Annotated in this window: 26 protein-coding genes and 1 pseudogene; 11 read left to right on the top strand and 16 right to left on the bottom strand. The window is 34.8% G+C overall.

Annotation, left to right across the window (positions count from 1 at the left end; genetic code table 11):
• Positions 1-32 precede the first annotated feature (32 nt).
• Together BMY56_RS15855 and BMY56_RS15850 are read right to left on the bottom strand one after the other, a co-directional pair.
• Complete coding sequence (locus BMY56_RS15855) at positions 33-1,223, bottom strand: pyridoxal phosphate-dependent aminotransferase (RefSeq protein ID WP_091626455.1); 1,191 nt, start codon at positions 1,221-1,223, stop codon at positions 33-35.
• Positions 1,224-1,238: 15 nt separating this feature from the next.
• Complete coding sequence (locus BMY56_RS15850; RefSeq protein WP_091626452.1) at positions 1,239-2,339, bottom strand: fatty acid desaturase family protein; 1,101 nt, start codon at positions 2,337-2,339, stop codon at positions 1,239-1,241.
• Between the two features lie 120 nt (positions 2,340-2,459).
• On the opposite strand from BMY56_RS15850, the gene rsmG reads away from it, so the two are divergent.
• A complete protein-coding gene (rsmG, locus tag BMY56_RS15845; protein ID WP_091626450.1) occupies positions 2,460-3,095 on the top strand; it encodes a 16S rRNA (guanine(527)-N(7))-methyltransferase RsmG in 636 nt (211 codons plus the stop codon).
• A 433-nt stretch (positions 3,096-3,528) separates the two neighbouring features.
• Here the strand turns inward: rsmG and BMY56_RS15840 are convergent, their stop codons facing one another.
• The 5 genes from BMY56_RS15840 to BMY56_RS15820 form a co-directional block, all read right to left on the bottom strand.
• On the bottom strand, positions 3,529-4,041 hold the full coding sequence (locus BMY56_RS15840; protein ID WP_091626448.1) for a DinB family protein: 513 nt from the start codon (positions 4,039-4,041) through the stop codon (positions 3,529-3,531).
• Positions 4,042-4,154: 113 nt separating this feature from the next.
• A complete protein-coding gene (gene pruA / locus BMY56_RS15835; protein WP_091626445.1) occupies positions 4,155-5,783 on the bottom strand; it encodes an L-glutamate gamma-semialdehyde dehydrogenase in 1,629 nt (542 codons plus the stop codon).
• 81 nt (positions 5,784-5,864) lie between these two features.
• On the bottom strand, positions 5,865-6,251 hold the full coding sequence (gene apaG, locus BMY56_RS15830) for a Co2+/Mg2+ efflux protein ApaG (protein WP_091626647.1): 387 nt from the start codon (positions 6,249-6,251) through the stop codon (positions 5,865-5,867).
• Between the two features lie 5 nt (positions 6,252-6,256).
• A complete protein-coding gene (locus BMY56_RS15825) occupies positions 6,257-7,381 on the bottom strand; it encodes a DUF3667 domain-containing protein (protein WP_091626442.1) in 1,125 nt (374 codons plus the stop codon).
• A gap of 26 nt (positions 7,382-7,407) precedes the next feature.
• A complete protein-coding gene (locus BMY56_RS15820; RefSeq protein ID WP_091626441.1) occupies positions 7,408-8,649 on the bottom strand; it encodes a type IX secretion system plug protein in 1,242 nt (413 codons plus the stop codon).
• Between the two features lie 152 nt (positions 8,650-8,801).
• On the opposite strand from BMY56_RS15820, the gene BMY56_RS15815 reads away from it, so the two are divergent.
• The 8 genes from BMY56_RS15815 to BMY56_RS15780 all read left to right on the top strand — a co-directional run bounded on the left by BMY56_RS15815 (position 8,802) and on the right by BMY56_RS15780 (position 16,376).
• Positions 8,802-10,154, top strand: coding sequence for a Na(+)-translocating NADH-quinone reductase subunit A (locus BMY56_RS15815; protein ID WP_091626438.1), 1,353 nt, complete (start codon positions 8,802-8,804; stop codon positions 10,152-10,154).
• Between the two features lie 3 nt (positions 10,155-10,157).
• Positions 10,158-11,438, top strand: a complete 1,281-nt coding sequence (locus tag BMY56_RS15810) for an NADH:ubiquinone reductase (Na(+)-transporting) subunit B (RefSeq protein ID WP_091626436.1) — start codon at positions 10,158-10,160, stop codon at positions 11,436-11,438.
• 2 nt (positions 11,439-11,440) lie between these two features.
• Positions 11,441-12,193, top strand: a complete 753-nt coding sequence (locus BMY56_RS15805; protein WP_091626433.1) for a Na(+)-translocating NADH-quinone reductase subunit C — start codon at positions 11,441-11,443, stop codon at positions 12,191-12,193.
• Position 12,194: 1 nt separating this feature from the next.
• Complete coding sequence (locus BMY56_RS15800; protein ID WP_091626431.1) at positions 12,195-12,842, top strand: NADH:ubiquinone reductase (Na(+)-transporting) subunit D; 648 nt, start codon at positions 12,195-12,197, stop codon at positions 12,840-12,842.
• Between the two features lie 21 nt (positions 12,843-12,863).
• Entirely contained in the window at positions 12,864-13,622 is a 759-nt protein-coding gene (nqrE, locus tag BMY56_RS15795; RefSeq protein WP_091626429.1) for an NADH:ubiquinone reductase (Na(+)-transporting) subunit E, read from the top strand.
• A 2-nt stretch (positions 13,623-13,624) separates the two neighbouring features.
• On the top strand, positions 13,625-14,932 hold the full coding sequence (nqrF, locus tag BMY56_RS15790; protein WP_091626427.1) for an NADH:ubiquinone reductase (Na(+)-transporting) subunit F: 1,308 nt from the start codon (positions 13,625-13,627) through the stop codon (positions 14,930-14,932).
• A gap of 71 nt (positions 14,933-15,003) precedes the next feature.
• Positions 15,004-15,366, top strand: coding sequence for a Na(+)-translocating NADH-quinone reductase subunit F (locus tag BMY56_RS15785; protein WP_091626424.1), 363 nt, complete (start codon positions 15,004-15,006; stop codon positions 15,364-15,366).
• The gene (locus BMY56_RS15780) at positions 15,363-16,376 is read left to right on the top strand and encodes an FAD:protein FMN transferase (protein ID WP_091626422.1); all 1,014 of its coding nucleotides are present in this window, start codon (positions 15,363-15,365) and stop codon (positions 16,374-16,376) included. Before BMY56_RS15785 ends, BMY56_RS15780 begins: the two co-directional genes overlap by 4 nt.
• Here the strand turns inward: BMY56_RS15780 and BMY56_RS15775 are convergent, their stop codons facing one another.
• Genes BMY56_RS15775 through gpmI form a run of 3 tightly spaced genes read right to left on the bottom strand, consistent with a single transcriptional unit; the run spans position 16,377 to position 19,527 of the window.
• Complete coding sequence (locus tag BMY56_RS15775) at positions 16,377-17,141, bottom strand: class I SAM-dependent methyltransferase (protein WP_091626421.1); 765 nt, start codon at positions 17,139-17,141, stop codon at positions 16,377-16,379.
• Between the two features lie 9 nt (positions 17,142-17,150).
• Complete coding sequence (gene map, locus BMY56_RS15770) at positions 17,151-17,972, bottom strand: type I methionyl aminopeptidase (RefSeq protein WP_091626418.1); 822 nt, start codon at positions 17,970-17,972, stop codon at positions 17,151-17,153.
• A gap of 37 nt (positions 17,973-18,009) precedes the next feature.
• Positions 18,010-19,527, bottom strand: coding sequence for a 2,3-bisphosphoglycerate-independent phosphoglycerate mutase (gene gpmI, locus BMY56_RS15765; protein ID WP_091626416.1), 1,518 nt, complete (start codon positions 19,525-19,527; stop codon positions 18,010-18,012).
• Positions 19,528-19,750: 223 nt separating this feature from the next.
• Here gpmI and BMY56_RS15760 point away from each other — a divergent pair, with 223 nt between their 5' ends.
• A complete protein-coding gene (locus BMY56_RS15760; protein ID WP_091626644.1) occupies positions 19,751-20,143 on the top strand; it encodes an ankyrin repeat domain-containing protein in 393 nt (130 codons plus the stop codon).
• A 202-nt stretch (positions 20,144-20,345) separates the two neighbouring features.
• Positions 20,346-20,732, top strand: a complete 387-nt coding sequence (locus tag BMY56_RS15755; RefSeq protein ID WP_091626413.1) for an ankyrin repeat domain-containing protein — start codon at positions 20,346-20,348, stop codon at positions 20,730-20,732.
• A 103-nt stretch (positions 20,733-20,835) separates the two neighbouring features.
• On the opposite strand, the gene BMY56_RS19105 is transcribed toward BMY56_RS15755, so the two are convergent.
• From BMY56_RS19105 to BMY56_RS15730, 6 genes and pseudogenes are all read right to left on the bottom strand, one after another.
• Complete coding sequence (locus BMY56_RS19105) at positions 20,836-21,003, bottom strand: DUF6747 family protein (RefSeq protein ID WP_317040636.1); 168 nt, start codon at positions 21,001-21,003, stop codon at positions 20,836-20,838.
• Positions 21,004-21,138: 135 nt separating this feature from the next.
• Positions 21,139-21,909, bottom strand: a complete 771-nt coding sequence (locus tag BMY56_RS15750; RefSeq protein WP_091626411.1) for a M48 family metalloprotease — start codon at positions 21,907-21,909, stop codon at positions 21,139-21,141.
• A 40-nt stretch (positions 21,910-21,949) separates the two neighbouring features.
• On the bottom strand, positions 21,950-22,684 hold the full coding sequence (locus BMY56_RS15745; RefSeq protein ID WP_091626409.1) for a M15 family metallopeptidase: 735 nt from the start codon (positions 22,682-22,684) through the stop codon (positions 21,950-21,952).
• A gap of 127 nt (positions 22,685-22,811) precedes the next feature.
• Positions 22,812-23,993, bottom strand: coding sequence for a T9SS type B sorting domain-containing protein (locus BMY56_RS15740; RefSeq protein ID WP_091626406.1), 1,182 nt, complete (start codon positions 23,991-23,993; stop codon positions 22,812-22,814).
• Positions 23,993-24,646: a hypothetical protein gene (locus BMY56_RS15735; RefSeq protein WP_091626404.1), complete on the bottom strand. Its 654-nt coding sequence runs from the start codon at positions 24,644-24,646 to the stop codon at positions 23,993-23,995. The genes BMY56_RS15740 and BMY56_RS15735 overlap by 1 nt, the downstream gene beginning before the upstream one ends.
• Positions 24,647-24,649: 3 nt before the next feature.
• Positions 24,650-25,570: pseudogene (locus BMY56_RS15730) on the bottom strand (hypothetical protein); the annotation flags it as partial.

Raw genomic sequence — 25,570 nt, 5'->3', positions numbered from 1 at the left:
AGGGACTTTTTTATTCTATAATGTGTTGAATATTATTTCAGTGCTTCTTTTATTCTTGAAATCGCTTCTTTAATATCTTTAACTGATGCAGCGTAAGATATACGAATACAATTTCCATTACCAAATGCATCACCAGTAACTGTTGCTACATTAGCTGCTTCTAGAATATACATAGAGAAATCTGATGCATTATTGATTTTAGTGCCGTTTAATGTTTTACCAAAAAAGGCAGTTACATCTGGATATACGTAAAATGCACCCTCAGGCTCATTACATTTAAAACCATCTATTTCATTTAACAATCCTAAAATTAACTTGCGACGTTCTTTAAATTCATCGACCATGAATTGAATACGGTCAGGTGATTCTTCTAAAGCTGTTATAACTGCACGTTGAGCAATACAATTCGCACCACTGGTAACTTGACCTTGAAGTTTGTTCGTTGCACGGGCAATGTAAGCAGGTGCGCCGATATATCCAATACGCCATCCAGTCATAGCAAATGCTTTTGCTACACCATTAACCGTAACTGTACGATCGAACATATCATCAAATTCAGCCATTGAGGCATGTTTGGTTACTCCATAATTAATATGCTCGTAAATTTCATCACTAACAACAATGATTTGTGGGTGTTTTATTAAAACATCAGCAAGTGCACGCAATTCTTTTTTGCTGTATATAGATCCACTTGGGTTGCAAGGTGAGCTATACCATAACATTTTAGTTTTTGGTGTTATAGCTGCTTCCAATTGCTCTGGAGTCATTTTAAAATCATTTTCCAAAGAAGTTGGCACTTCTACAGGAATACCATCTGCCAATTTAACAATGTCACTATAACTTACCCAATAAGGGCAAGGTAAAATAACTTCATCACCAGGATTTAAAATAACCTGGGCAACATTGTATAATGACTGTTTTGCACCAGTGGAAACAACGATTTGAGGAAGCTCATAACTTAGGTTGTTATCCCTTTTAAATTTTGTTATAATTGCCTTTTTCAAATCTACATATCCATCTACCGGAGAATAGGAATTGTAGTTATCATTAATTGCTTGAATTGCTGCGTCTTTTATGTAATCTGGAGTTTCAAAATCTGGTTCGCCTAAGCTTAAACCTATGATGTCTTTTCCTGATGCTCTTAATTCACGGGCCTTTGCGGCCATTTCCAAAGTAGCTGACGGTGTAACGCTGTTTATTCTATCCGAAAGTTGATTGCTCATGGGTGCTATAAATTTCTAGTATTGCAATGTAGGCTCCTTGCCTAATTCTTTTAAATGTTTGAAGTGCGAAATTATAGCTTTTCTGGTAGTTTTATACTCGTGATATGGCAAATTAAATTCTTGCGCTGTTTGTTTCACAATTTTCGAAATTTTTGTGTAATGAACATGGCTTATGTTAGGAAATATATGGTGCTCAACTTGATGATTTAATCCGCCTGTAAACCAATTCACTAATTTATTTTTTGTACCAAAATTTACGGTAGTGAATAGTTGGTGAATAGCCCAAGTATTTTTCATTGTACCAGATTCGTCTGGCAATGGCGTATCGGCATCATCAACGATATGGGCAAGTTGGAAAACTACACTTAATATAACGCCTGCAACATAATGCATTAAAAAGAAACCAATTAGAATTTTCCACCATGCAATGTCCAAAATTAACATAGGTAGAACAATCCAAATTGTTATGTATAGCAATTTTGTGATGATTAGAGTGCTCCAATTCATGGTGGCACTTGGTAATTTACCATATGATAATTTACGCTTCATGTACCTATACATTTGTTGAAAATCGGTGGTAATGGCCCAATTGAAGGTAAGTAGACCGTACAATAAGACAGAATAAAAATGTTGAAATTTATGATGTTTTTTCCATTCGGCATGTTTAGAAAAACGTAATATTCTACCTGCTTCCATATCTTCATCATGTTCATGAATATTGGTATAGGTATGGTGAAGAACATTGTGTTGAACCTGCCAGTTGTAAACATTTCCGGCGAGTATATAAATACTACTGCCCATTAATTTGTTCACCCATTTTTTATTAGAGTAAGCTCCATGATTGCCATCATGCATAACGTTCATGCCAACACCTGCCATACCTACGCCCATGACAATTGTCAAAAGAAAATTAGCCCAGTTTGGCAATCCTAAAGTTAAGATTAGAAAATAAGGTGCGAGAAATAATGAGAACATCACAAAAGTTTTAATGTGAAGTCTCCAATTACCTGTTTTTTTTAATTTATTCGTTTTAAAATAATCATTGACTCTACTATTCAAAGTCTTAAAAAACTTTGCAGAATCTGTTCGGGGAAATCGTATGGTATTTTGTTCCATAATTGGGTAATCTTTTACTTAATTATATGTAATTGAATCTATAATAGTTTGATAGCTTAATTAAAAGCTAAATCTTTGCAATAGTGAATATACTAATAATATCTATTTACAAAGATAAGGATGACTGCTGAAACCATATTTGAATATTTTCCCAATTTATCAATAAATCAGAAAGAACAATTTGAAAGATTAGAGGAACTTTATAAGGATTGGAACCAAAAGATAAATGTGGTTTCTCGAAAAGACATAGATGAACTCTATTTAAGGCATGTTTTACATTCTCTCGGAATAGCCAAATTTATCACTTTTAATGAAGGTTCAAAAATTCTAGATGTTGGCACAGGAGGAGGCTTCCCCGGAATTCCACTAGCTATATTATTTCCTGAGGCACATTTTACATTGGTTGATTCTATCGGAAAGAAAATAAAAGTAGTTGATGAGGTAGTTGAAGGATTGCAGTTAGCTAATGTAAAAACTATTAATGCCAGAGTAGAGGAGATACCGGGTCAGTTCGATTTTATTGTCAGTAGGGCTGTTGCTGCGATGCCAACCTTTGTGCATTGGGTAAAAGGAAAAATTAAAAAGGAATCGACCCATTCTATTCGTAACGGAATATTGTACTTAAAAGGGGGTGATTTGCTTGAAGAACTAAAGGACTATAAAACGGCTGAAGTCTATAAATTAACGGATTATTTCAAAGAAGATTTTTTTGAAACAAAAAAAATGGTCTATCTGCCTTTGAAATTTAAAGGGTGATTTTACTGTACTTATCTTAGATTTAAAGACTAAATGCTTGGTAATAAGCTCTTCTGTATTTTTGAACAAATAGTTTAATGGATTTCCAACTTAGAAATTTGAAACTGCTAATTGGTATCTTTTCTTTTTGAGTTTTCATAAGAATTTAACTTTAAATGACGTATGAAGTTCCGTAAATAGCATTTAATTTACAATTAATTAACGTTAAATTTACATTGAAATTATATTTCGGCATAGGAAATACCTCAAATTGGGTAGAAATACCTAAATTTTTGAGAAATTAAATATTGGTTGGTTTGGAAATGAAACCTGCTATGCTAAGGCAATTCAATAGTTGTAATTCCTAGTTTAATAATGCTGGAGAAGGATTGGGTATAAAAAAAGCCTTCAACCATTTAAATGGTTGAAGGCTAATATTTTTTTAACTGAATTTTTACTCGCTCCAAGGTGGAACAACCCCATTGGATCTCGCATAGGCAATTAATTGACCTTTATGTTCGCCATTATGTTCCATAATTGCTAGAAGTCCGCCTAATTTATTAGCTTTCATAAAGCCAAAATCAACATCTTCGTTCAAATCACCATCTTCTACCATGGTAATTTTTTCTAAAACAAATTCATTAGATTTTTTTAAGGTTGCGATGATGTTGTCTTTCCCGGTAATTTTCCCTAAAGTCATCATATCAACATCTTCTGGTGGAGCAAATCCTAATTTAGATGCTAGAAAATAATTTCCGGATGCAACATGTAAAAGTGCTTCTCCAACAGAATTAACTCCTTCTGCGGGTCTCCAGTCGTATTTATCTTCAGTAAATGCTTCTGCTAATTGAATTACCTGTGATTGATTGCTGGTTAAAACAGCTTTAATGGTAGTCTGCGCTAACCCTTCTTGAGCGTTAGAAAATGCGCCAGAGAAAAGAACAGCAATTAATAGTAACTTTTTCATAATTAGTGTGTTAAGATTGATAAAGTAAAAATTATATTAGTGTGATATTACCCTTATTTAAATAAAATATCAAAAAAAAAAGGCTGAATTTAAATTCAGCCTTTTAAGTTTGATTATCCCAAAAATGGATATCTATAATCTACTGGGGTTACAAATGTTTCCTTTATTAATCTAGGAGATACCCATCTTAATAAGTTTTGAGCTGATCCAGCCTTATCATTTGTTCCAGATGCTCTTGCACCGCCAAAAGGTTGTTGGCCAACAACAGCGCCGGTTGGTTTATCATTGATATAGAAATTGCCAGCACAATTTTGTAATGCTTTTGTAGCCTCTTCAATAGCATATCTGTCATTTGAAAGTACAGCGCCTGTTAAAGCATATTCTGAAGTTCCGTCGATTAATTGCAAGGTTTCTTTCCAATCTTTATCATCATATACATAAATCGTAACCACGGGTCCGAAAAGTTCGGTTTCCATTGTTGTGTATTTTGGATCGGTAGTAACAATAACTGTTGGCTCTATAAAATATCCTATAGATTTATCAAAACTACCACCGGCATATATCTCGGCATTTTCATCTTCTTTCGCTTGGTTTATATATTTCACTAATTTATCAAAAGAACCTTCATGAATTACCGCGGTGATAAAATTGCTCATATCTTCTGGCGATCCAGGTTTGTTAAACGATTCGATATCTGCTTTTACATATTCTAATATCTCTTTAGATGTGGATTTTGGTAAGTATACTCTTGATGCTGCACTACATTTTTGACCCTGAAATTCAAAGGCACCTCTGGAAATAGCGGTAGCAACCTGCTTTGTGTTTGCGGTCGGGTGTGCAAGTATAAAATCTTTACCACCAGTTTCACCAACTATTTTTGGGTAGGTTTTATAAGTGTGAATATTATTTCCAATTTGTTTCCATAATTCTTTGAAAACATGTGTTGAACCTGTGAAATGGATTCCTGCAAAATCAGGACTAGCCAAAATAGTGTTTGTAATCATCACTGGGTCGCCATAAACAACATTGATAACTCCGTCAGGTAAACCTGCTTCTTTAAAAATGTCAACAATAACTTTTGCCGAAAATATTTGACTATCGCTAGGTTTCCAAACAACGACATTGCCCATCATCGCAGCACTTGCAGGAAGGTTACCTGCTATTGCTGTAAAGTTAAATGGAGTAATTGCATAAACAAATCCTTCTAAAGGTCTGTATTCGACACGGTTCCAAATACCTTCTGCAGAATCAGGTTGTTCAGCATATATCTGTGACATATATTCTACGTTAAAACGTAAAAAGTCAATCAATTCACAAGCAGCGTCAATTTCCGCTTGGTGAATATTTTTTGATTGAGCTATCATGGTAGACGCATTAATTTTAGCCCGATAAGGCCCAGCAATTAATTCTGCAGCTTTTAAGAATATGGCAGCGCGTTGCTCCCATGCTAAATTCGCCCAAGCGTTTCTTGATTCTAAACAATTATCTATTGCGGCTTGTACGTTTTTTTTATCGGCAGTATGGTAAGTACCAACAATGTGTTTGTGGTCGTGAGGTGGCGACATAGGTTTTGTATTGCCTGTTCGAACCTCTTTTGAACCTATGTACATAGGAACATCTACATTGCCGTTAAAATATGTTTTGTATTGTTCCAAAACAGCTTCTCTTTCTGAAGAGCCAGGTGCATAGCTTTTAATTGGTTCATTAATAGCTGTAGGAACTTGGAAAAAACCTTTACCCATTGTCAATATTTTTAAATTAAAAAGTTGACCAAAGGTACTAAAAGGGAGTTGGACTTAAAACTAATATAAGGTTAAAAGGATTTAGTTTAGAGCAAAAGGGGCGCTAAATTTAAACGTAGGAATATATACTCTGAATTTTTCAGAGTTGCTAAGATGAGTCATATTGTAATGACCTTTCATAGCACCAATAGGAGAGGTTAGCAAACATCCAGAGTTATAGGTATGAGAATCTCCAGGTTGAATTACTGGTTTTTTGCCAATTACCCCTTCACCATCTAAGGTTTCCATTTCATTTAAAGAATCATAGATTTTCCAATGACGAGAAGTCAATTGAACGGCATCTTTACTTTGATTCTCAATGGTAATAGTATAACCGAACGCATAGTGCATTTTATAGTTTTTGAAGAATGTGCCTTCAAAACTAGTCTGTACCGATATTTTAATGCCTTTGGTTACCTGTGTTATCATCATGTTTAATATGTAAAAACGCTTGCAGCTATTAATATTGTAATTGCTATACCTCCTAAGGTAAAAAATAATGAGGTTAGGAAAATATATTTTATAATCGTTTTAACTCTTCCTTGTTGATAGAAATTCCGCATTGCTTTATAAAGGTAGATTGCAAATATCAGGAAAAATACTCCTTCGCTGCCAATATTGAAAACTGCGTTAATCAAATTGCTAACAATGAGCAAGATAAATAATAACGATTGATTGTGAAAGCTAAAGATTAAATGATCGGTATAAGTGTATTTTTTTCTGATATAGACCATCCAAACGAAAAAAGAAAAGAATGGGAGAAAGAAAAATGTAGCAATTGGTAATTTAGATATGAGACTGTTGAAAAAAGTTCCAGGACGTTTTTCGATTTCCACCAAACTTTGCGCAAGGTTAAAGGTTATTTCATTTTCTAGATTAGAGCTAATATCATATTTGATAATACTTTCATCCAAGCTATAGATAGTATCCCTCTTAATAACGGTGGTAAAGAATTCTATTTTAGTGCCATATCGATTGAAAAATCCATTGTCTTTAATTTCTTTGAAATATTTTTTGGGATTTGAAAGTATGCTAGAATCTTTTGCGCTTTTTATATTTCCGATAATCTTTTCTAGTTTTATGGAATCAATAGCCGCCAAAGCTGCTTTTTTTTCGTCTTCATTTTCAAATTCATAAGTGTTTAGTTGCTTTGTTATATCGAACGTTGGCATTCTATTGCCGCTACCATATTTATTTAAGGATTCAAATTCACTATTAAAACTTATGATTAAAAAGTATACAATTGATAAGCTTAATAAAAAACGGAAAGGATTTGTGTATGACAAGCGTTTGCCAGAAATATATTCTCTTGTAATTTTACCAGGCTTAAGTAATAGTGCCGCAAGTGTTTGCCATAGTTTAGAATCATATGAGAAATAGTTTGAGAAAAATTCCTCAAAAAAATCTAATAGTGTTAGCTTCTTGGTGCTGTTGGCTTGAGAGCAATTGGGGCAATATTTATCGCTTAAATCAAGAGGGTGGCCGCAGTTTAAGCAGTCAACCCCTCTATATTGAAGCTTAAATCGGCCCGGAGTTTTTATGATTGATTGGTTTTTCATGATCGATGAAAAACATAAAGATACAGTTAGTTCGTGATATTTCTTGAATTGGCAGATCCGATACCAATTAAGCTGTCATACATGTCGCCAAAGTTTCGGTAATAGACGAGTATAAGGTAATTGTTTTCAGTAAAATGAAAATTACCTCCAACTACATTAGCTTTAATTTCTTGACCGTTTTTCAGTACATATTTATAGTTGTAAAAACCTTGCTTCATTTTTAGTGTAGCCTCTAACATACCGTTAGTTTCATTATAGGTCATTTTGTTTTCATCGGTAAGTGCGTAATTGTTGTATTTGCCAAATATGTATACATCGTCTAAGGCTATGAATTCGTTGTAGGGTAGGCTAAAATGTACATTAGTATATTCCGCTTCACGAGAAGCATTGTCACCCTGCAAGGTTCTAATTACGAAATCTCCGTTAATATCAGGAAAGTAACTGTATGGCTTGTCGTTCCTGAAAGCATCAGAAAACAAATAGTGATTATATAGGTCGGTTAGGTCAATTCTAGAAATCTGAGAGCTTGGGGCTCTAAGGTCGCTCGTATCGAAAAGTAAATATTCGTTTCCTCCGTAAAATGCGGTCTCTTGATCGTATTTATATACAAGTTCATTCCCTATGGTGTATTGCGGTGCAATATCCTGTATGGCGGTTGGCCAATAATAATTTTGTAAAATAGTGACTTTTACTTCTTTTTTTGGATTAACCAGCTTGAAGCCTGATGATTGAATATTAAATTGAACTACTTGCTTTTCGTTTATGAAATTAAAATCTCTAGAACGTTTTATGGTGGCAGCTACGCTTACTAGGTCTTTATAAACTAAAAATCTACGTGAAAACTGAAGTTCGTAATTACTGTTGTAAACTTCTAAAAGATAGTTGCCGCTAACTTTTAGGCGAACATTATCGTTAGGTATGGTTAATTGGTAATTGGAGTATGTTTCAAGGGTGGTGTAGCTATTTTCGTAGTCAGTAATTCTTTGGTTGTCTACACCATCTAAATATTGCGATTTTAATAGAGTTGATTTATTCCAATCATAATCGCAATGCGTTACCTTATAGTAATAGTCTTGCTCATTGGCTAAAATATCATCGAATTCTAAGTAAATAGGCTCGCCGATCTTTATTATTGGAAACTGATCTTCTGTTGGTCCTTTGAAGATAATCGATTTTATATTATCTGGCGGATTTACTTCTTCTTGAACCTGAGCGACTATGTTTTGTAAGAAAAAAAGACATATAAAATGTTTAATAAAAATTCGCATTGGAAGGCTTTTTTTTGAGTAAAGGTAAACAAAAACGATGCCTAAAAAATATACCTCGATGTAATGTCTAAATTATGCGGTAATAATTATGAAAACGAAGTTTTTGTACTTAAATTTGCTCAAATTTTGTTAACCTAAAGGTCTACACACACATGTCCAAAGACATACGAATTAAAAAAGGGCTCAACATTAACCTTGTGGGTGCCGCAGAACAGACGACTTCGAAAGCTGTTTTGAGTAATGTATATGCTATACAATTAAGTGATTTTCACGGAATTACCCCTAAGATGATAGTGAAACAAGGCGCTGAGGTGAAAGCTGGAGAGCCTTTGTTCTACAACAAAAACATAGAGAATATGCTCTTTGTGTCGCCAGTAAGTGGTGAGTTGGTAGAAATTGAAAGAGGGGATAGAAGACGTATTTTGACCTTAAAGATACTAGCTGATAAAACTCAAGAAGCATTTGCGGGAGCGGCTTTAGATGTTGAAAAGGCTTCTAAGGAAGAATTGAAGGCTGCTTTGTTAAAGAGTGGTTGTTGGCCATTCATAAAGCAACGACCATATGATGTAGTTGCTAATCCTGATGCTACGCCAAAATCAATATTTATTTCTGGGTATTCAAGTGCGCCATTACAGGCCGATTTGGATTATGTTTTACAGGGTAAGGAAAAAGAATTGCAAGCAGCAATTACTGCGCTAGGTAAGTTAACGCCTGGTAAAGTTCATGTAACTGTTGGTAGTTCGGGTAATTCGCCATTAGCTACTTTAAATGGTATTGAATTACATAAAGTTTCTGGTCCACATCCTGCTGGTTTAGTAGGTACTCATATAAGCAAGTTGGATCCTATTAATAAAGGTGAAACAGTTTGGTCGGTATCACCTCAAGATTTGGTTATTATTGGTGAGTATTTGCTTACGGGTAAATTCAATGCTGATCGAGTAGTTGCACTTGCTGGGTCATCTGTTAAGGCACCGAAATATTACAGTACTAAAATAGGCGCTGAAATTTCTACTTTTCTATATGCCAGTGGTGTTAATGAAGAGAATTTTAGGGTTATAAATGGTGATGTTCTTACTGGAACAAAAAGTAAACCAGATGGTTTCTTAGGGTTCTATAATAATACAGTCACGGTTATTCCAGAAGGTGACGACTATGAGTTGTTCGGATGGAACAAGCCTGTCTTTAATAAAATCTCGGCAACTAGGGCATTAACGTTCTCATGGATGCAGCCGAATAAGAAATATGAGTTAGATACCAATACAAATGGAGAACACAGAGCTTTCGTTGTAACGGGTCAGTATGAAGAGGTTTTTCCTATGGATATTTTTCCAATGCAACTTTTAAAAGCTTGTATGGTGAAGGATCTAGATGAAATGGAACAACTAGGCTTGTACGAAGTAGCTCCGGAAGATTTTTCATTGACTGAGTTTATATGTATTTCCAAACAACCACATCAGAAGATTATTCGTGAGGGGTTAGATTTATTGCAAAAAGAAATAGGATAAGAAATGAGTTTAAAAAGTAAATTACACGAACTTAAACTAAAGTATCAGGGTAAAAAGATGGCACCTGCCTTCAATGCTTTTCATACTTTTTTGTTTTCGCCAGATGAAACTACCCATGCAGGTGGTACGCATGTTAAAGCTGCAGATGATTTAAAACGTACGATGAATACGGTAATCATGGCACTGATTCCAGTGTTGTTGTTTTCGATGTTCAATGCGGGTTATCAGCATTATTCTGCTATAAACGGTTTTCCGGCAGATTTTTCTGTAATGAACGATTTCCTTACTTGGGATAACTTTTGGATTGGTATAATAAAGGTTCTTCCTTTGGTAGTGGTATCCTATGGAGTGGGTCTTTTGGTAGAATTTATTTTTGCCGTTATAAAAGGTCACGAAGTTGAAGAAGGGTATTTGGTTACCGGTATGTTAGTGCCTTTAATTGTACCTGTCGATACTCCACTTTGGATGTTGGCCGTTGCTGTAGTTTTCGGTGTAGTAATAGGTAAAGAAGTTTTTGGTGGAACGGGAATGAACATTCTTAATCCGGCATTAACGATTAGAGCATTTCTTTTCTTCGCTTACCCAACATGGATGAGTGGTGACAAAGTTTGGGTTTACGGAGCACGTGAGCGTTCCGAAGAAATACTAGCTGGAGCAAATGTAGATGCAATTTCAGGTGAAACGATATTAGGGTATTTAGCTCAGAATAAAGGGGCTGAAATGACATATTCCGTATCAGATATGTTTTTTGGTTTTATACCAGGATCTGTAGGTGAGACTTCTGCCTTCTTGATTCTTTTAGGAGGTCTGTTTTTAATTTATACCAAGATTGCTAGTTGGAGAATTATGGTGAGTGCTGTTATCGGTTCTTTGGTAATGGGATTGATTTTTAATCAAATTGTCGATTTTGGTTGGGTTTCGGAATCTAGTAAGTTTTACGGTTTAATGAGTTTTGATTTTTGGAAACATCTAATCGTTGGGGGTCTGGCATTCGGTATAGTGTATATGGCCACGGATCCTGTTACAGGTTCTCAGACCAACAAGGGTAAATGGTTTTATGGATTTTTTATAGGATTTATTTCTGTAATGATACGAGTGTTCAATCCGGCGTATCCAGAAGGTGTATTCTTGGCTATCTTATTGATGAACGTATTTGCACCTACTATTGATCATTATGTGATTAGAGGTAACATCAAGAATAGAATGAAACGATTAAAGAATGCCACTATCTATCCAAAAGATTCAGATGGTAAGGCAGAAGAACTTAAAGCTGAAACAGTTTAATTATGGCAATTAAAACAGATAGTAACGTTTATACAGTAGTTTTTGCTGCTGTTATGGTTGTGGTAGTTGGGTCAATACTTGCGTTTTTGGCATCGGCACTGCGACCAAATATTAAAGAAAACGAGCGTTTCGAAAAGCAGCAGAACATCCTTTATGCAATGGGCGTAAATGAAAATGGCGATGACGCTGGTAGTGTGAACTTTATTCCTACGGATGTAGTTGAGGGTGAATTTTCAAGTTATATTAAAGAGCAATTAGTTATTCAAGGAGACAAAATCACCCAGAATGATGAGGCTTATTTGATTGATTTGAAAAAGCAACTGGCAAACATGAAAAAAGGTGAGGAGTATAAATTGCCTGTTTTTATTGGTGAAAAGGACGGAAAAAAGTTTTATATCATACCAATGTACGGTAAAGGTCTTTGGGATGCCATTTGGGGTTTTATTGCTCTAGATGACACCATGACGGTTCAAGGGGTGTATTTTGATCATAAAGGGGAGACTCCTGGTTTAGGTGCGAATATAAAAATGCGTTATTTCATGGACGATTTTAAAGGAGAATCTATATTAAAAGGGACTCAGTATGCGGGTATAGCAGTTGCAAAAGGTAACAATGACCCATTGAACAAAACAAAAGATGATAATGAAGTAGATGCCTTAGCAGGTGCTACTATCACAGGTAATGGTGTTTCGGCTATGATTAAGGAAACCGTTAAATTATATAAACCTTATTTAGAAACAATTAGAGCAAAGTAATATGGCACTACTCTCAAAAAAAGATACAAATCTTATAACGGATCCGCTTGCGGATAATAATCCTATTACCATTCAGGTATTAGGTATATGTTCGGCATTAGCTATTACTGCAGAATTAAAGGCTTCTTTGGTGATGGCTGTTTCTGTAATGTTTGTATTAGGTGCTGGTAACGTCGTCATATCATTGATGAGGAATATCATCCCTTCAAAAATTAGAATTATTGTTCAGTTGATTGTTGTGGCAACCTTGGTAATTATTGTGGACCAAGTATTAAAGGCATATCAATATGAATTAAGCAAAACCTTGGCGGTATTTGTTGGTTTGATAATTACGAACTGTATTATTATGGGTCGATTTGAAGCATTCGCTTTGGCTAACGGACCATGGCGCTCATTTTTGGACGGAATAGGGAATTCTCTAGGCTATGGTATTATTTTGGTTATTGTAGGCTTCTTTAGAGAGCTTTTAGGATCAGGTACGCTTTTCGGTTATCCGGTTTTAGGAGATCCAATTACAAAAACTGGATTATATGCAACGGGCTATGAGAACAACGGTTTTATGATAATTCCGCCAGCTGCATTGATAGTAGTAGGTATAATTATTTGGGTGCAACGCTCAAGGAATCCAGCATTGGTAGAGGAGAATTAAATAGACATTTAATAAGAGATTATGTTAGAACATGTAGAATTATTTTTTAAGTCCATCTTTATCGATAACATGGTATTTGCCGTGTTCTTGGGGATGTGTTCTTATTTGGCTGTATCCAAAAAAGTTGCTACTGCAGTAGGTTTAGGTGCCGCGGTAATATTCGTATTGGCAGTAACAGTACCAATGAACTGGTTGTTAGATAAATATTTATTGCAAGATGGTGCTTTGGTTTGGTTAGGTCCAGAATATGCAGATTACAATCTTAGCTTTTTATCATTTATCCTATTTATTGCAACCATTGCAACTATGGTACAATTAGTAGAAATAGTTGTTGAGAAGTTTTCACCTTCTTTATATAATTCATTAGGTATTTTCTTGCCATTGATAGCAGTAAACTGTGCAATTTTAGGAGGTTCATTGTTTATGCAAGCTAGAGAAATTGAAACCTTAGGGTTGGCGTTTAATTACGGGGTTAGTTCTGGTATTGGTTGGTTCTTAGCAATTTTAGCAATTGCCGCCATTCGTGAAAAAATCAGATATAGTAATGTGCCTGCACCTTTAAGAGGATTAGGAATTACATTTATTACTACCGGTTTAATGGGTATTGGTTTCCAGAGTTTTGGAGGCATGCTTACAGGTGGTGGCGATGAAACTGAAGAAGCTACTGAGCAAGTTATTCAAATTCAACAACTTGAGGTTGTTGAGCCAAAAGAAGAAGTAGTAGAAAAGAACACTGAAATTGACGAAAAGGAGATTTCTTATAACAACGTAAAAAAATAAATATGATTTTAGCTGCAAGTACTGGCGGAACTATACTAATAACCGTTGTCGCATTTCTAATATTATTAATGGTATTGGTAGCATTGCTTTTGTTCACCAAACAAAAGCTATCTCCATCGGGTCCTGTGACCATAACAATAAATGGAGAAAAGAAAATTGAAGTAGCTTCAGGTGGGTCTTTATTGTCCACCTTGGGAAATCAAAAAGTATTCTTACCATCTGCATGTGGTGGTGGTGGAACGTGTATTCAATGTGAATGTCATGTATTATCTGGTGGAGGTGAAGCTTTACCTACAGAAACGCCTCATTTTTCAAAAAGAGAATTAAATCATGGTGCACGTTTGGCCTGTCAGGTTAAGGTGAAACAAGATATGGAAATCACTATTCCAGAAGAGGTTTTTGGTATTAAGAAATGGCCAGGAAAAGTAGTACGTAATTATAACGTAGCGTCATTTATTAAGGAATTCGTAGTGGAGATTCCTGAAGATATGAATTACAAAGCTGGTGGTTATATTCAAATTGAAATACCACAATGTGAGGTAAAATTTGCAGACATGGATATTACGGCTCACCCGGAAGAGCATGAAACTCCAGATAAGTTTCAAGCAGAATGGGATAAGTTTAATTTGTGGCCTTTAGTCATGAAGAACCCAGAAACAGTAGAAAGAGCATATTCAATGGCTTCTTTCCCTGCTGAGGGAAGAGAGATTATGTTGAACGTTCGTATTGCTACTCCGCCATGGGATCGTGCTAAAAATGGTTGGATGGATGTTAACCCTGGTGTTGCTTCATCGTATATTTTTAACCTTAAAAAAGGTGACAATGTAACAATTTCAGGACCTTATGGAGAATTCTTCATAAATGAATCTGATTCAGAAATGTTGTATGTAGGTGGTGGTGCAGGTATGGCGCCTATGCGTTCGCATTTATATCATTTATTCAAAACATTAAGAACGAAAAGAAAAGTTAGTTATTGGTATGGTGGTCGTTCTAAACGCGAGTTATTTTACTTAGATCACTTTTATAAATTAGAAGAGGAGTTTCCTAATTTCAAATTCTATTTGGCTTTATCAGAACCAATGGAAGTTGATAATTGGAAAGTAAAAGAGAATATAGATGCGCCTGGTGACGGTTTTGTAGGTTTCATACACAATTGTGTAATTGACAATTATTTAGTTCATCATGAATCTCCAGAGGATATAGAGCTTTACTTCTGTGGACCTCCATTGATGAATAAAGCTGTTCAGAAAATGGGTGAAGATTTTGGTATCCCAGATGAGCATATACGTTTTGATGATTTTGGTGGATAATATATAAAACACTGATAAGTAATATTATAGCCGATACCTAAAGTATCGGCTTTTTTATCAAATTTATTTAAATGCATGTATTAACAGAACAAGAGCTTCACAATTTAGCGATGAACATTGTTGGTAAGCAATTGGAAGATGCTGGGTTTGAGTTTTTAGCCGTGAATAGCGAATTACGTAAGAATCCTCAATTTGTTTGCATCAAGGATAAGAAAATGCGCTTTGTAGTTGTAAAGGCGATTGAATATCCCGGTGATCCTAAAGATATAGAGTTTTTTAAATCAGATTTGAATAAAATGAAGGAGCATGCATTAAAATTTGATGCAAGTACTTTTTATGCAGGTGTTGGTCTGGTAAATGCGGCTGACCATAATTTACCGGTTTATTTAGATGAGGAGTATATTGTTGATTTTGATGGATTAGTTGAGATATGAGGAAGAAAATTTTAGTGTTAGGTGTAGTTTTTGGGCTGTTTTATTCTTGTAGTCAAAACGATGCTGATGCACATCGTAATGAAAACAGAGGTGCTGCTTTAGGTACTTCTTATAATGTTATTTCCATTACTGCAAATGAAATTGATTTTCAAAAAGATATTGATTCCGTTTTTATAGCTATAAATCATTCATTATCTACCTATATTCCCGAATCTGATATCTCTAGAATTAACCATGGTGATAGTACGGTTGTCGTTGATAGGATGTTTGAAGATGTATTTGAGTTATCTAAGATGATATATGAAGATACTGATGGATATTTTGACCCTACCGTTGGCACTTTGGTAAACGCATGGGGATTTGGTCCTGAGCAACAGATAATATTAGATAGCCTTAAGGTAGATAGTTTATTAAATTATGTAGGTTTAGATAAGGTAAGTATTAATTCAGAAAAGCAGCTAGTTAAAAGAAATAAAAATATCTATTTAGATTTTAATGCTATTGCTAAAGGTTATGCAATAGATAGAATTGCTGCGATGCTCAATGCGAAAGGGGTAAAGAATTATTTGATTGAAGTTGGTGGTGAGCTAGTCGCTAAAGGAAGAAACATAATTAATGATAAATCTTGGGTTGTAGGCATTGATGATCCACAAATGCAAACTGATAGAACAACAAAAATCTTAATTCATTTGAATGATAGGGCATTAGCGTCTTCTGGTAATTATCGAAAATTTAGAATTGACGAAAGTACCGGTAAAAAATATGTACATACTGTAAATCCTAAAACAGGTTTCACACAAATTTCAAATACACTTGCAGTTACTATTTTGGCAGATGATTGCGCTACTGCAGATGCTTATGCTACAGCATTTATGGCCATGGATTTAGATGAAGCTTTCAAATTGATAAATGAGAATAAAGATCTAGAAGCATATATCATTTATCTAGATAAAAATGGAGATACACAAGAATATTTAACCAAAGGCTTTAAAGATTTGGTAGTTAACTAATTATTTCTTGACTAGAGGTATTATTTCTCCAGTTGCCAATCGATATCGATTGATTTTTTCAGGTGTAAGTTTTTTTGTGAAATCTACTTCATTGACCGTGAACCCAATAGTGCGTAATTTATTAAAGTAATCTTTTCCATAAATACGAACATGGTCGTATTGACCAAAAATTTTCGCACGTTCTACTTTATCGGTAATGGAATTATCCTCAAAAGTTTTTTCCCTTTTTAAATCTTGAGGTATCTGGAAAATTCCCCACCCTCCTGGTTTTAAAACACGATATAATTCTGACATAGCTTTAGTATCATCAGGAATGTGTTCTAGCACATGGTTACATAAAATTACATCGAAAGTATTGTCTTCAAAGGGTAAATTGCATATATCAGCTTTTACATCTGCTAAGGGAGAATTTAAATCTGTAGTTACATAGTTTAAATTCTTTAAATTTCTAAACCGCTTGTAAAAGGCCTGCTCAGGAGCAAAATGTAATACTTTAAGTGGTGTGGTGAAAAAATTAGTTTCTTCCTTTAAAAATAGCCAAAGTAAACGATGCCTTTCTAAAGATAAGGTAGAAGGCGAGAGTACATTCTCACGCGGATTTTCATAACCATAGGGTAAAAAGCTACGAAATGTATTCCCATCTATGGGGTCCTCATAGGTATTGCCGCTATAGTAAATCTTAAAAAAAGGTTTTACTACATAGCTAAGCGATATTAGAATAGGTCTAGGTACCAGATTAAGAAAAAATTTAAATATTTTCTTCATACTTTTTACCTAGTTGTTGTTAGTGGAGGAAGAAGTGAATTCAGCTTCTTCATCACTAACAATTCCTAACGCGTCATATATATATTTAAATGTGGATAACAATTCTGGTTTGCCATTAACAATCGCAATATTGTGCTCGAAATGAGCACTAGGTTGGCCATCAGCGGTAAGTATTGTCCAACCATCTTTCAATTGCTTAATATTCTTTGTGCCCATATTGGTCATAGGCTCGATAGCAACGGTCATGCCTTCAACGAATTTTTTGCCACGTCCACGTTTACCATAATTTGGCATTTCTGGGTCCTCATGCATTTTGCGACCTAAACCATGGCCTACTAGCTCTCGAACAACACCATATCCATGGTCTTCAGTAAATTTTTGTATCGCATAACCAACATCACCAACTCTATTGCCAATTTTAAATTCACGAATACCTACATAAAGTGATTTTTTAGTTACATCTAAAAGTTTTTTCACTTCTGGGGTTACTTCACCAACTTCAAAAGTATAGGCATGGTCGCCATAAAAATCATTTTTTAATGCACCACAGTCAATTGAAATAATATCACCTTCTACTAATGGGGTATTGTTGGGTATACCATGCACTACCTGAGCATTAGGACTCATGCAAAGGGAATTGGGGAAATCGTATAAACCTAGAAAACCGGGTACTGCACCATGATCACGAATAAAAGTTTCAGCCAAAGTATCTAACTGAAGAGTTGTTACTCCTGGTTTCACTTCGCTAGCTATCATCCCTAAAGTTTTAGATACAATGAGAGCACTTTCTCTCATCAATTCAATCTCTTCTGCCGTTTTAATTTTTATCATAGATGTTTAGACTTTCGGTTGCTTCCGATTATTTATTTTATACCAATGAATTTTGGGTCATGTACTTAGATTTTTCCACACCCATCATTTTTAAAATTGTCGGTGCGATATCACCTAACACGCCATCATTGATATGATGAATATCTTTATCCACTAAAATTAATGGAACTGGGTTGGTGGTGTGCGCTGTATTCGGACTCCCATCTTCATTTATCATTGTTTCACAATTACCGTGATCGGCAATAACAATAACAGAATAATCCTTTTCTATTGCAGCCGTAATAACATCTTTAGCACATTCGTCAACAGTTTCACAAGCTTTTATAGCAGCCTCCATTACCCCCGTATGGCCTACCATATCAGGATTAGCGAAGTTTAAACAAATAAAATCTACATCCCCTTTTTTGATTTCTGGAATAATTTTATCCCTAATTTCAAAGGCACTCATTTCGGGTTGTAAATCATAAGTAGCCACTTTTGGTGAAGGACATAAAATTCGAGATTCACCTTCAAAAGGAACTTCTCTACCACCATTGAAAAAGAAAGTTACGTGAGGGTACTTTTCGGTTTCAGCTATACGTATTTGTTTTTTACCTGCTTTAGATAGTACTTCTCCTAGGGTTTCAACGATATTGTCTTTATTGTAAACCACATGTACGTTGTTATATGACTCATCATAATTCGTCAAAGTCACATAATACAAGTTTAATTTATGCATATTTTGCTCATGCATATCTACTTGACTTAATACCTGGGTCAGTTCTCTACCACGATCCGTTCTGAAATTGAAGAAAATAACTACATCATCTTCTTTAACAGATGCAATAGGTGTTCCATCGGTATTCGTCATAACGATAGGTTTTACAAACTCATCGGTAATATCGTTATCATAACTTTTTTGAATAGTTTTTCCTATGTCGGTTGATTTTTCGCCCTCTGCATTTACGATAACATCATAGGCTTCTTTAACACGTTCCCATCGTTTGTCACGATCCATTGCGTAATATCTGCCAATAACTGTTGCTAATTTGGTATTCTTGTCAGCACAGAAATGAACTAAATCTTCTAAAAATCCTTTACCACTTTTAGGATCTACATCTCTACCATCGGTAAATGCATGCACAAACATATTTTGAACACCAGATTCTTTTCCGGCGGTAATGAGTCCCTTAATATGGTTTGTGTGACTATGTACGCCACCATCACTAAGAAGTCCTAGGAAATGAACATTTTTGTTATTTTTCTTAGCATATTCAAAAGCATCTTTTAAGACTTGCTCATCCTTCAGCGTATTCTCTTTAACCGCTTTATTGATTTTAGCTAGATCTTGATATACGATTCTACCTGCACCCAAATTCATATGACCTACCTCACTATTACCCATTTGGCCTTCGGGTAGCCCAACGTTCATTCCGTCGGTCAGTAAATTTGCGTTTGCATAATTTTTATATAGACTATCAACAAAAGGCGTATTGGCTTTGTCAACTGCAGATACTTCTGGGTCAGGTGATTTTCCCCAACCATCTAATATCATCAAGATTACTTTTTTGTTCATCTTTCCTAAGGTTTTAGATATCAAAAATACTATGTTCTGCTTAGTAAATCTATAAGATTACGTACCTTTTTTAATTTGATAACATATCACAACATATTTTCAGTTTCGAATAGTATTTGTTTGTTAAAGTTTAGTTATAACACTGTTAATGGATGAAACAAATTTAAATGGATTGGGTCTTTTAATGTATACAATAGTGTATTCATCAATTAAATCACTCATCATGAAAAAATCAATTCTAACATTATCCATTGTAGCGATTACGATGGGGTCAAATTTAATGGCCAATGCGACTACACAACCATTTAGCGCTTTAAGCAGTGAACTAATTATTATTGTAGATATCAGTTCGTTTTGTAAAGCTGTTATACAAGGAGATGTATCAAACGTAAAACGACTAATAGATTTAGGAGAAGATGTTAATCAAAAATCTGGAGGCATGACCCCTGCAATGTTTGCTGCTCGATATAATAAGGTTGAAGTGTTGTCCTTATTGATAAAAAAGGGTGCAGATTTAACCATGAAGAGTAATCAAGGCTTTACGGTTAAACAATACGCTGAATTATCAAATGCGGAAGAAGCGGTGGTAGTTATAGAAACTGCATTGGGTAGCTAGAACTAATTCAAATAGCTATATAAACATACGCGATTGATTAGTCTGTTAATACTAGTTTTTGTTTAAGTTAAAAATAAATATTAGTCAAGATTTTATAAATGTTAAATGTTTATTATTTCTTTCTTAAAATTTAATTTTTATTATTAAAACATGTCTATTTTTATGAAATATATAAAATTATATATTTTTAAACATAAATTTTATGAAAAATTCAATTAAAATTTTCTTCTTTTTAAGCCTATTTGTGGTGGTTGGCACTTATGCAAATATTTCAAATAAAACGATATCTTCTGAACAAATTACTTCTACTTTCAAAGAGGAAATAAGTTCTTTATGTAAAGCTGCTATGCAAGGTGATGTAGAAAAGGTTCGAAGTCTTATTGCTCTGGGCGAAGAATTGAATAAAAAATCCCTAGGCCTAACTCCTGCCATGTATGCAGCGAGGTACAATAGGGCAGAGGTCTTAAAAGTTTTGTTATTAAATGGAGCTAATCTTAATATTAAAAGTGATAAAGGGTATACGGCAAAAGAATATGCAACCATGTCTAATGCAACAGATGTATTAGCCGTAATCGACAAAAACTCTTAATTAATAAATAGTATATAAAAAAGCCTCATTGAAATTTTCAATGAGGCTTTTTTAATTGTAAAATTCTACTCCAAATAGTGTTCAGGTAAAAGAGTAAACAACGTTAAAAATCAAATCCATTTAATGCTCTATAAACAAAAGCATATAGTGCCGAAAATATCATTAAGGCACAAAATATAGAGTAGACCTTTAAAATAATAACCAATATTTCAGGTTTACAATTTTCGAACGCCTGCACGTATATATTTCTAAAATGTGTAATTGTTCCCATTATAGTGTTCTTCTATGATTAAATCATAGCTATAAAGGCATTAATAAATGGCAAAATAAGCTTGGGACTTATCCAAAGTTACAAAATTATAGTTGTCGTAAAACGTACTATAGATTAAATGACCAAAAAATCCGATTAACCTTGATTTTTATACTTTGCTATAGCTTCTTTAATTTTCTCAATTCTATTTTCGGGATCCGGATGGGTACTTTGAAATTCTGGAGTGCGATTTGGACCACCACCTGCTTTTAATATTTCCATTACCTTAATCATCTCATAAGGGTCATACCCAGACTGAATCATAAAAAGAACCCCTAGTTCGTCACTTTCCAATTCATCACTACGACCATTTTTAAGCAAGGTATTCTGGCCAATACTGCCAACAATGCTTCCCATATCTCCTGCACCAACGGTTGCACCCATTGTCGCTGTTTGCCAAGTTTGACTATCAGCAATTCGTTCTGCAGAATGTCTACCAATCACATGTCCTATTTCATGACCTAATACGCCCGCTAATTGAGCCTCGGTCAATTGTGAAAATAATGCATATGTAATAAAGCACTGTCCGCCAGGTAAGGCAAAGGCGTTTATAGTTTGATCATCTGCAAGTAAATGAAAATCATATTCATAAGGAGTTTCTCTGGCGATACTATTTTGCACCAATTTATTACCCACCGATTCTACAAATGATTGTAGTCTTTGATCAGGGTAAAGTCCGCCATGTTGTTGCGCCATTTCTGGAGCACTTTGCAAACCAATAGCAATTTCTTGGTCTGAAGTCATGGTGATATGCTGCGAGCGACCAGTATATGGATTTTCTTCGGTATTACTGCATTTTTGGATAAATGCAAAGGCTACAATAGCCAAACCGATAAATATTCTAATTTTCCAACTTCCTCTTCTCATGGTAATGTATGCTAATACAGGTCCTTAAAGTGCAAAAAGCTTATAACAGGTCTCTATTAATATCTAAAATATTATTTTGAATATAAGATTTTAAAAAGCCCATTGTAAAATTCTCTGCACCATAATAATCTTCACGAAGTAAGAGCGATGCAATATTTTTACCTCTAAATTGCTCTAACATCGGTATAGAAAGTGGGGCATAGCTGTAGTGCCAAGGCTCATATTTAAACCCTCTTCTTTTAGGTTCATCTGTGTATACTAAATAAAAACCATAGGTTTCAGAATTTTCATCCATCCATTTTTTAAAATCAACAAAGGGTCCTTCATTTTCATATTTGTGAGGGACTAAAACATCACCTTCAACTTTTCTATACCCATCAATGACATCAATATCTGTACCCCAATGGTGTCTACTTGTTCCAGGTATGGTAGAATATTCTATAATTTTATCGATGGCATCAAGAGGGTTTATTCCATCATCTTCAGTATAAGTTAAAAACTTACGCTCGAAAATTGCCTTTTGACGCTCATAATCTCTAAAGCTAGAAACAATCTTAAGATCTATACCATCATTATATGCAGCCTTTTTCATCTCTAAGAAAGCATCGTGAGCTTCCTTCCTTAAGTTGATTCCTTTCCCGAATAATTCAATATCCTCTTTACCCATGAGCTCTGAAATAGAATATTCATAGTCTTCTTGTAAAAATATTGAAGGGGCAAGGCCAATTGCTAAGGCTGCCGCACTGCTTTTGTTGATAAACGTTCTTCTTTGCATAACTGTAGTAACTATTTTTTAATATAATAAAATTACCTTTTTAATCAGGTATGTAAATCAAATTGAAATTAGAAAATGATGTTATCTCTAGTAAAAGTAATAAATCTTAGTCTCAAAAGAATTTAAATCAATTTTCTTGATACGTAGTGAGGTATAAATAACCCTGGTGTTTAATATTCAGTTCATTTAAGGTTATAATGTAGTAGTAAATACCAGAAGATAAACCTGAATTTTTAGAAATCACCCCACCAACATTAGATATACCGTCAAATTCATTATTGTAATTTTTCTTTGAAAAAACCATTATACCATATCTATTAAAAATTTGTAGTGTATTATTTGGTGAATTTTCAATACCATCAATCACTAAATAATCATTAACTCCATCGCCATTTGGCGTCATGTAAAAGTTGTCTAAGGTTATATTATCTAAGGTTTCTAAAACATCAGAATTACCACCTATAGTCAGTACTTCGTAATCATTTGGTACAAATTCTTCTGAAGTTATAGATCCTTTGTTAAAGTCACCTTCAACATTTGTACTACCTAAACTAACCCATTCCTTATCTGCTACACTCCAGCCAACAACCTTTAAATCTGAAATAAAATCTCCCAAAAGATTAGCGTTACTTTGTTCGTCCCATGTTAAGGTAACCTTAGAGGTAACACTACCTTCTAAATGCCAAAATTCATATTCGCTTACAGATAAAAATTCATTTTCCTTTTTATTAGTATCAAAACTTGTTCCAAAAATACTTGGTGTAGTAGGGTCTTCAAAGTAATAAGCAGATTTGGCATAATCGTTAGAATTTACAGAATGGATACTCAGAGGCCTTAAACTACCATTTTGTCCTATTGGAAAAGTGAATTCAGTTTTTTTACTTATTGCAGCGTATCCATCAACTTTTGAATTATCACCTTCTCCAATATAAAATGAGTCGTTTAGGAAATTAATATTTACTTCGGATGTTACTCTAGATGTGATAATATCACCAGAAATTAAGTTAGCATTATTTAAGATTCCTACAGTATTATCAACATAAAGATGATTATCCACGGCAACTTCAAAATCATAGAAAACTGGATTAGATCCTCCAGATATAGTGAGAGCTTTATCCATGGAATAAAATCCTACCAACCCCTTATTTTGATTAAAGGCTCCGTTGTTAATGATATCCATATGAAAACCTACAAGACCATCGTCGTGAATTTGTATGTTACCATAATTATGAACCGCGTCTTGCGAAAACCCGGTCATAGCAAACAACATTACTATAGATAATATGTATATTCTTGTAAGAACAATCATTATTTATAAGCTTGATAGATAACCACTAGATTGTCTGCGTGACTACCAACATTAATAGTGAATCCGTTAGAATTAAAACTAGCCAATGATGCAGAGGTAACACCAAGATTATCCCCATTTTGATTACTATATCGTATACCAATACATGAACTGTTTGATGAAAATCTAGAAATGTCGTTAATAGAATTACCATTACCTCCAACATAAATTACTTGTTGTACAGTACTACCATTGTCATTTCTTGCGAATCCGTTCATTGATCCATAGGTATTTGCAATTCCATTATCATTATTCCTAGTTCCATTATCTGTATTCAAATTAAGGCTTTCAATATTTGCATGGGCCGCAAAACTTATTTGCGAAGGTTTAAAAGGCAATCCTGTAACTGATAAATTGCCAGTTGATGTTATGGTTAAGACACCCATATAAACACTTGGTTTGGTATTTGACACCCAAGATGATCCATTATAAACATAAATTTCATTAACATCTGTATTATAAAGTATTGCGCCTTTTTCTACATTGACTGCGGAATTCATTTCTGATGTTGTTGCGTTTGTTAACCCTAAAAATAGACTGCCATCTAATTGTGAAAAACCAACAATCGTTACCAAAAGGAATAAATTTGTAAGTATTATTTTTTTATAATCCATCTATTATAAATCTAAAACAGTGAACATAAATTCAGAATCAAAACGACTTCTGTCGGTACCTCCATTATCATTATCGCCTATAATAACTTCAAAACTCGTTGCTGTTTGATTAGAGTAGGAGATACCTGGGTCATCATTGCCAACGCCGTCTCTTCCAGGTTGGGTCAATTGGATAATATAATTTGCATCAGAAACCGCTCCCGAAGGCAATGTCACCCGATATCGACCGGTACTTATTCTAGTCGCTGAGACACCTGTTGTTGCTCTTGTGACTGAACCGGTTGTTGATATTTTCCCAAAAGCTTTGATTGGACTTTCGTAGAATGCTCCACCATTGGCACCAGCAGTTATGTTGTTGTTAGTTTCGGCTGCTATCACATCTCCAGCATCACCTTTGTCACCTGTTTCACCTTTAACTCCAGTTTCACCTTTGTCACCGGTTTCACCCTTATCTCCAGTTTCACCTTTGTCTCCAACTATACCCTTGTCACCTGTTTCACCTTTGTCTCCGGTTTCACCCTTGTCACCAGTTAGTCCTTTGTCTCCGCTATCACCAGTAAGTCCTTTGTCACCGGTTTCACCCTTGTCACCCGTATCACCGGTAAGTCCTTTGTCTCCAGTTTCACCTTTGTCTCCAACTTCACCCTTGTCACCGGTATCACCTGTTAATCCTTTATCTCCGGTTTCACCTTTGTCTCCAGTTTCACCTTTGTCTCCAACTTCACCCTTCTCTCCGGTATCTCCTATTAGTCCTTTGTCACCAGTTTCACCCTTGTCACCTGTGAGTCCTTTGTCTCCGGTTTCACCCTTGTCACCCGTATCTCCAGTGAGTCCTTTATCACCGATTTCACCCTTGTCTCCAACTATACCTTTGTCTCCGGTTTCGCCTTTATCACCAGTATCTCCTATTAGTCCTTTGTCTCC

The organism is Maribacter orientalis, assembly GCF_900109345.1.
GTDB lineage: Bacteria > Bacteroidota > Bacteroidia > Flavobacteriales > Flavobacteriaceae > Maribacter > Maribacter orientalis.
The sequence above is the reverse complement of the archived record's forward strand: the minus strand, read 5'-3'. Positions and strand labels throughout refer to the sequence as shown.

Coding starts and splice junctions, on each gene's coding strand:
- BMY56_RS15760 (WP_091626644.1), top strand. CDS start 19,751: ATGAAAAAATCAATTCTAACATTATCCATTGTAGCGATTACGATGGGG.
- BMY56_RS15805 (WP_091626433.1), top strand. CDS start 11,441: ATGGCAATTAAAACAGATAGTAACGTTTATACAGTAGTTTTTGCTGCT.
- pruA (WP_091626445.1), bottom strand. CDS start 5,783: ATGGGTAAAGGTTTTTTCCAAGTTCCTACAGCTATTAATGAACCAATT.
- BMY56_RS15815 (WP_091626438.1), top strand. CDS start 8,802: ATGTCCAAAGACATACGAATTAAAAAAGGGCTCAACATTAACCTTGTG.
- map (WP_091626418.1), bottom strand. CDS start 17,972: ATGATAAAAATTAAAACGGCAGAAGAGATTGAATTGATGAGAGAAAGT.
- BMY56_RS15745 (WP_091626409.1), bottom strand. CDS start 22,684: ATGCAAAGAAGAACGTTTATCAACAAAAGCAGTGCGGCAGCCTTAGCA.
- nqrE (WP_091626429.1), top strand. CDS start 12,864: ATGTTAGAACATGTAGAATTATTTTTTAAGTCCATCTTTATCGATAAC.
- BMY56_RS15840 (WP_091626448.1), bottom strand. CDS start 4,041: ATGAAAAAGTTACTATTAATTGCTGTTCTTTTCTCTGGCGCATTTTCT.
- BMY56_RS19105 (WP_317040636.1), bottom strand. CDS start 21,003: ATGGGAACAATTACACATTTTAGAAATATATACGTGCAGGCGTTCGAA.
- BMY56_RS15785 (WP_091626424.1), top strand. CDS start 15,004: ATGCATGTATTAACAGAACAAGAGCTTCACAATTTAGCGATGAACATT.
- BMY56_RS15735 (WP_091626404.1), bottom strand. CDS start 24,646: ATGGATTATAAAAAAATAATACTTACAAATTTATTCCTTTTGGTAACG.
- gpmI (WP_091626416.1), bottom strand. CDS start 19,527: ATGAACAAAAAAGTAATCTTGATGATATTAGATGGTTGGGGAAAATCA.
- BMY56_RS15800 (WP_091626431.1), top strand. CDS start 12,195: ATGGCACTACTCTCAAAAAAAGATACAAATCTTATAACGGATCCGCTT.
- BMY56_RS15850 (WP_091626452.1), bottom strand. CDS start 2,339: ATGGAACAAAATACCATACGATTTCCCCGAACAGATTCTGCAAAGTTT.
- nqrF (WP_091626427.1), top strand. CDS start 13,625: ATGATTTTAGCTGCAAGTACTGGCGGAACTATACTAATAACCGTTGTC.
- BMY56_RS15825 (WP_091626442.1), bottom strand. CDS start 7,381: ATGAAAAACCAATCAATCATAAAAACTCCGGGCCGATTTAAGCTTCAA.
- BMY56_RS15775 (WP_091626421.1), bottom strand. CDS start 17,141: ATGAAGAAAATATTTAAATTTTTTCTTAATCTGGTACCTAGACCTATT.
- BMY56_RS15755 (WP_091626413.1), top strand. CDS start 20,346: ATGAAAAATTCAATTAAAATTTTCTTCTTTTTAAGCCTATTTGTGGTG.
- BMY56_RS15780 (WP_091626422.1), top strand. CDS start 15,363: ATGAGGAAGAAAATTTTAGTGTTAGGTGTAGTTTTTGGGCTGTTTTAT.
- BMY56_RS15820 (WP_091626441.1), bottom strand. CDS start 8,649: ATGCGAATTTTTATTAAACATTTTATATGTCTTTTTTTCTTACAAAAC.
- BMY56_RS15740 (WP_091626406.1), bottom strand. CDS start 23,993: ATGATTGTTCTTACAAGAATATACATATTATCTATAGTAATGTTGTTT.
- BMY56_RS15855 (WP_091626455.1), bottom strand. CDS start 1,223: ATGAGCAATCAACTTTCGGATAGAATAAACAGCGTTACACCGTCAGCT.
- apaG (WP_091626647.1), bottom strand. CDS start 6,251: ATGATAACACAGGTAACCAAAGGCATTAAAATATCGGTACAGACTAGT.
- rsmG (WP_091626450.1), top strand. CDS start 2,460: ATGACTGCTGAAACCATATTTGAATATTTTCCCAATTTATCAATAAAT.
- BMY56_RS15810 (WP_091626436.1), top strand. CDS start 10,158: ATGAGTTTAAAAAGTAAATTACACGAACTTAAACTAAAGTATCAGGGT.
- BMY56_RS15750 (WP_091626411.1), bottom strand. CDS start 21,909: ATGAGAAGAGGAAGTTGGAAAATTAGAATATTTATCGGTTTGGCTATT.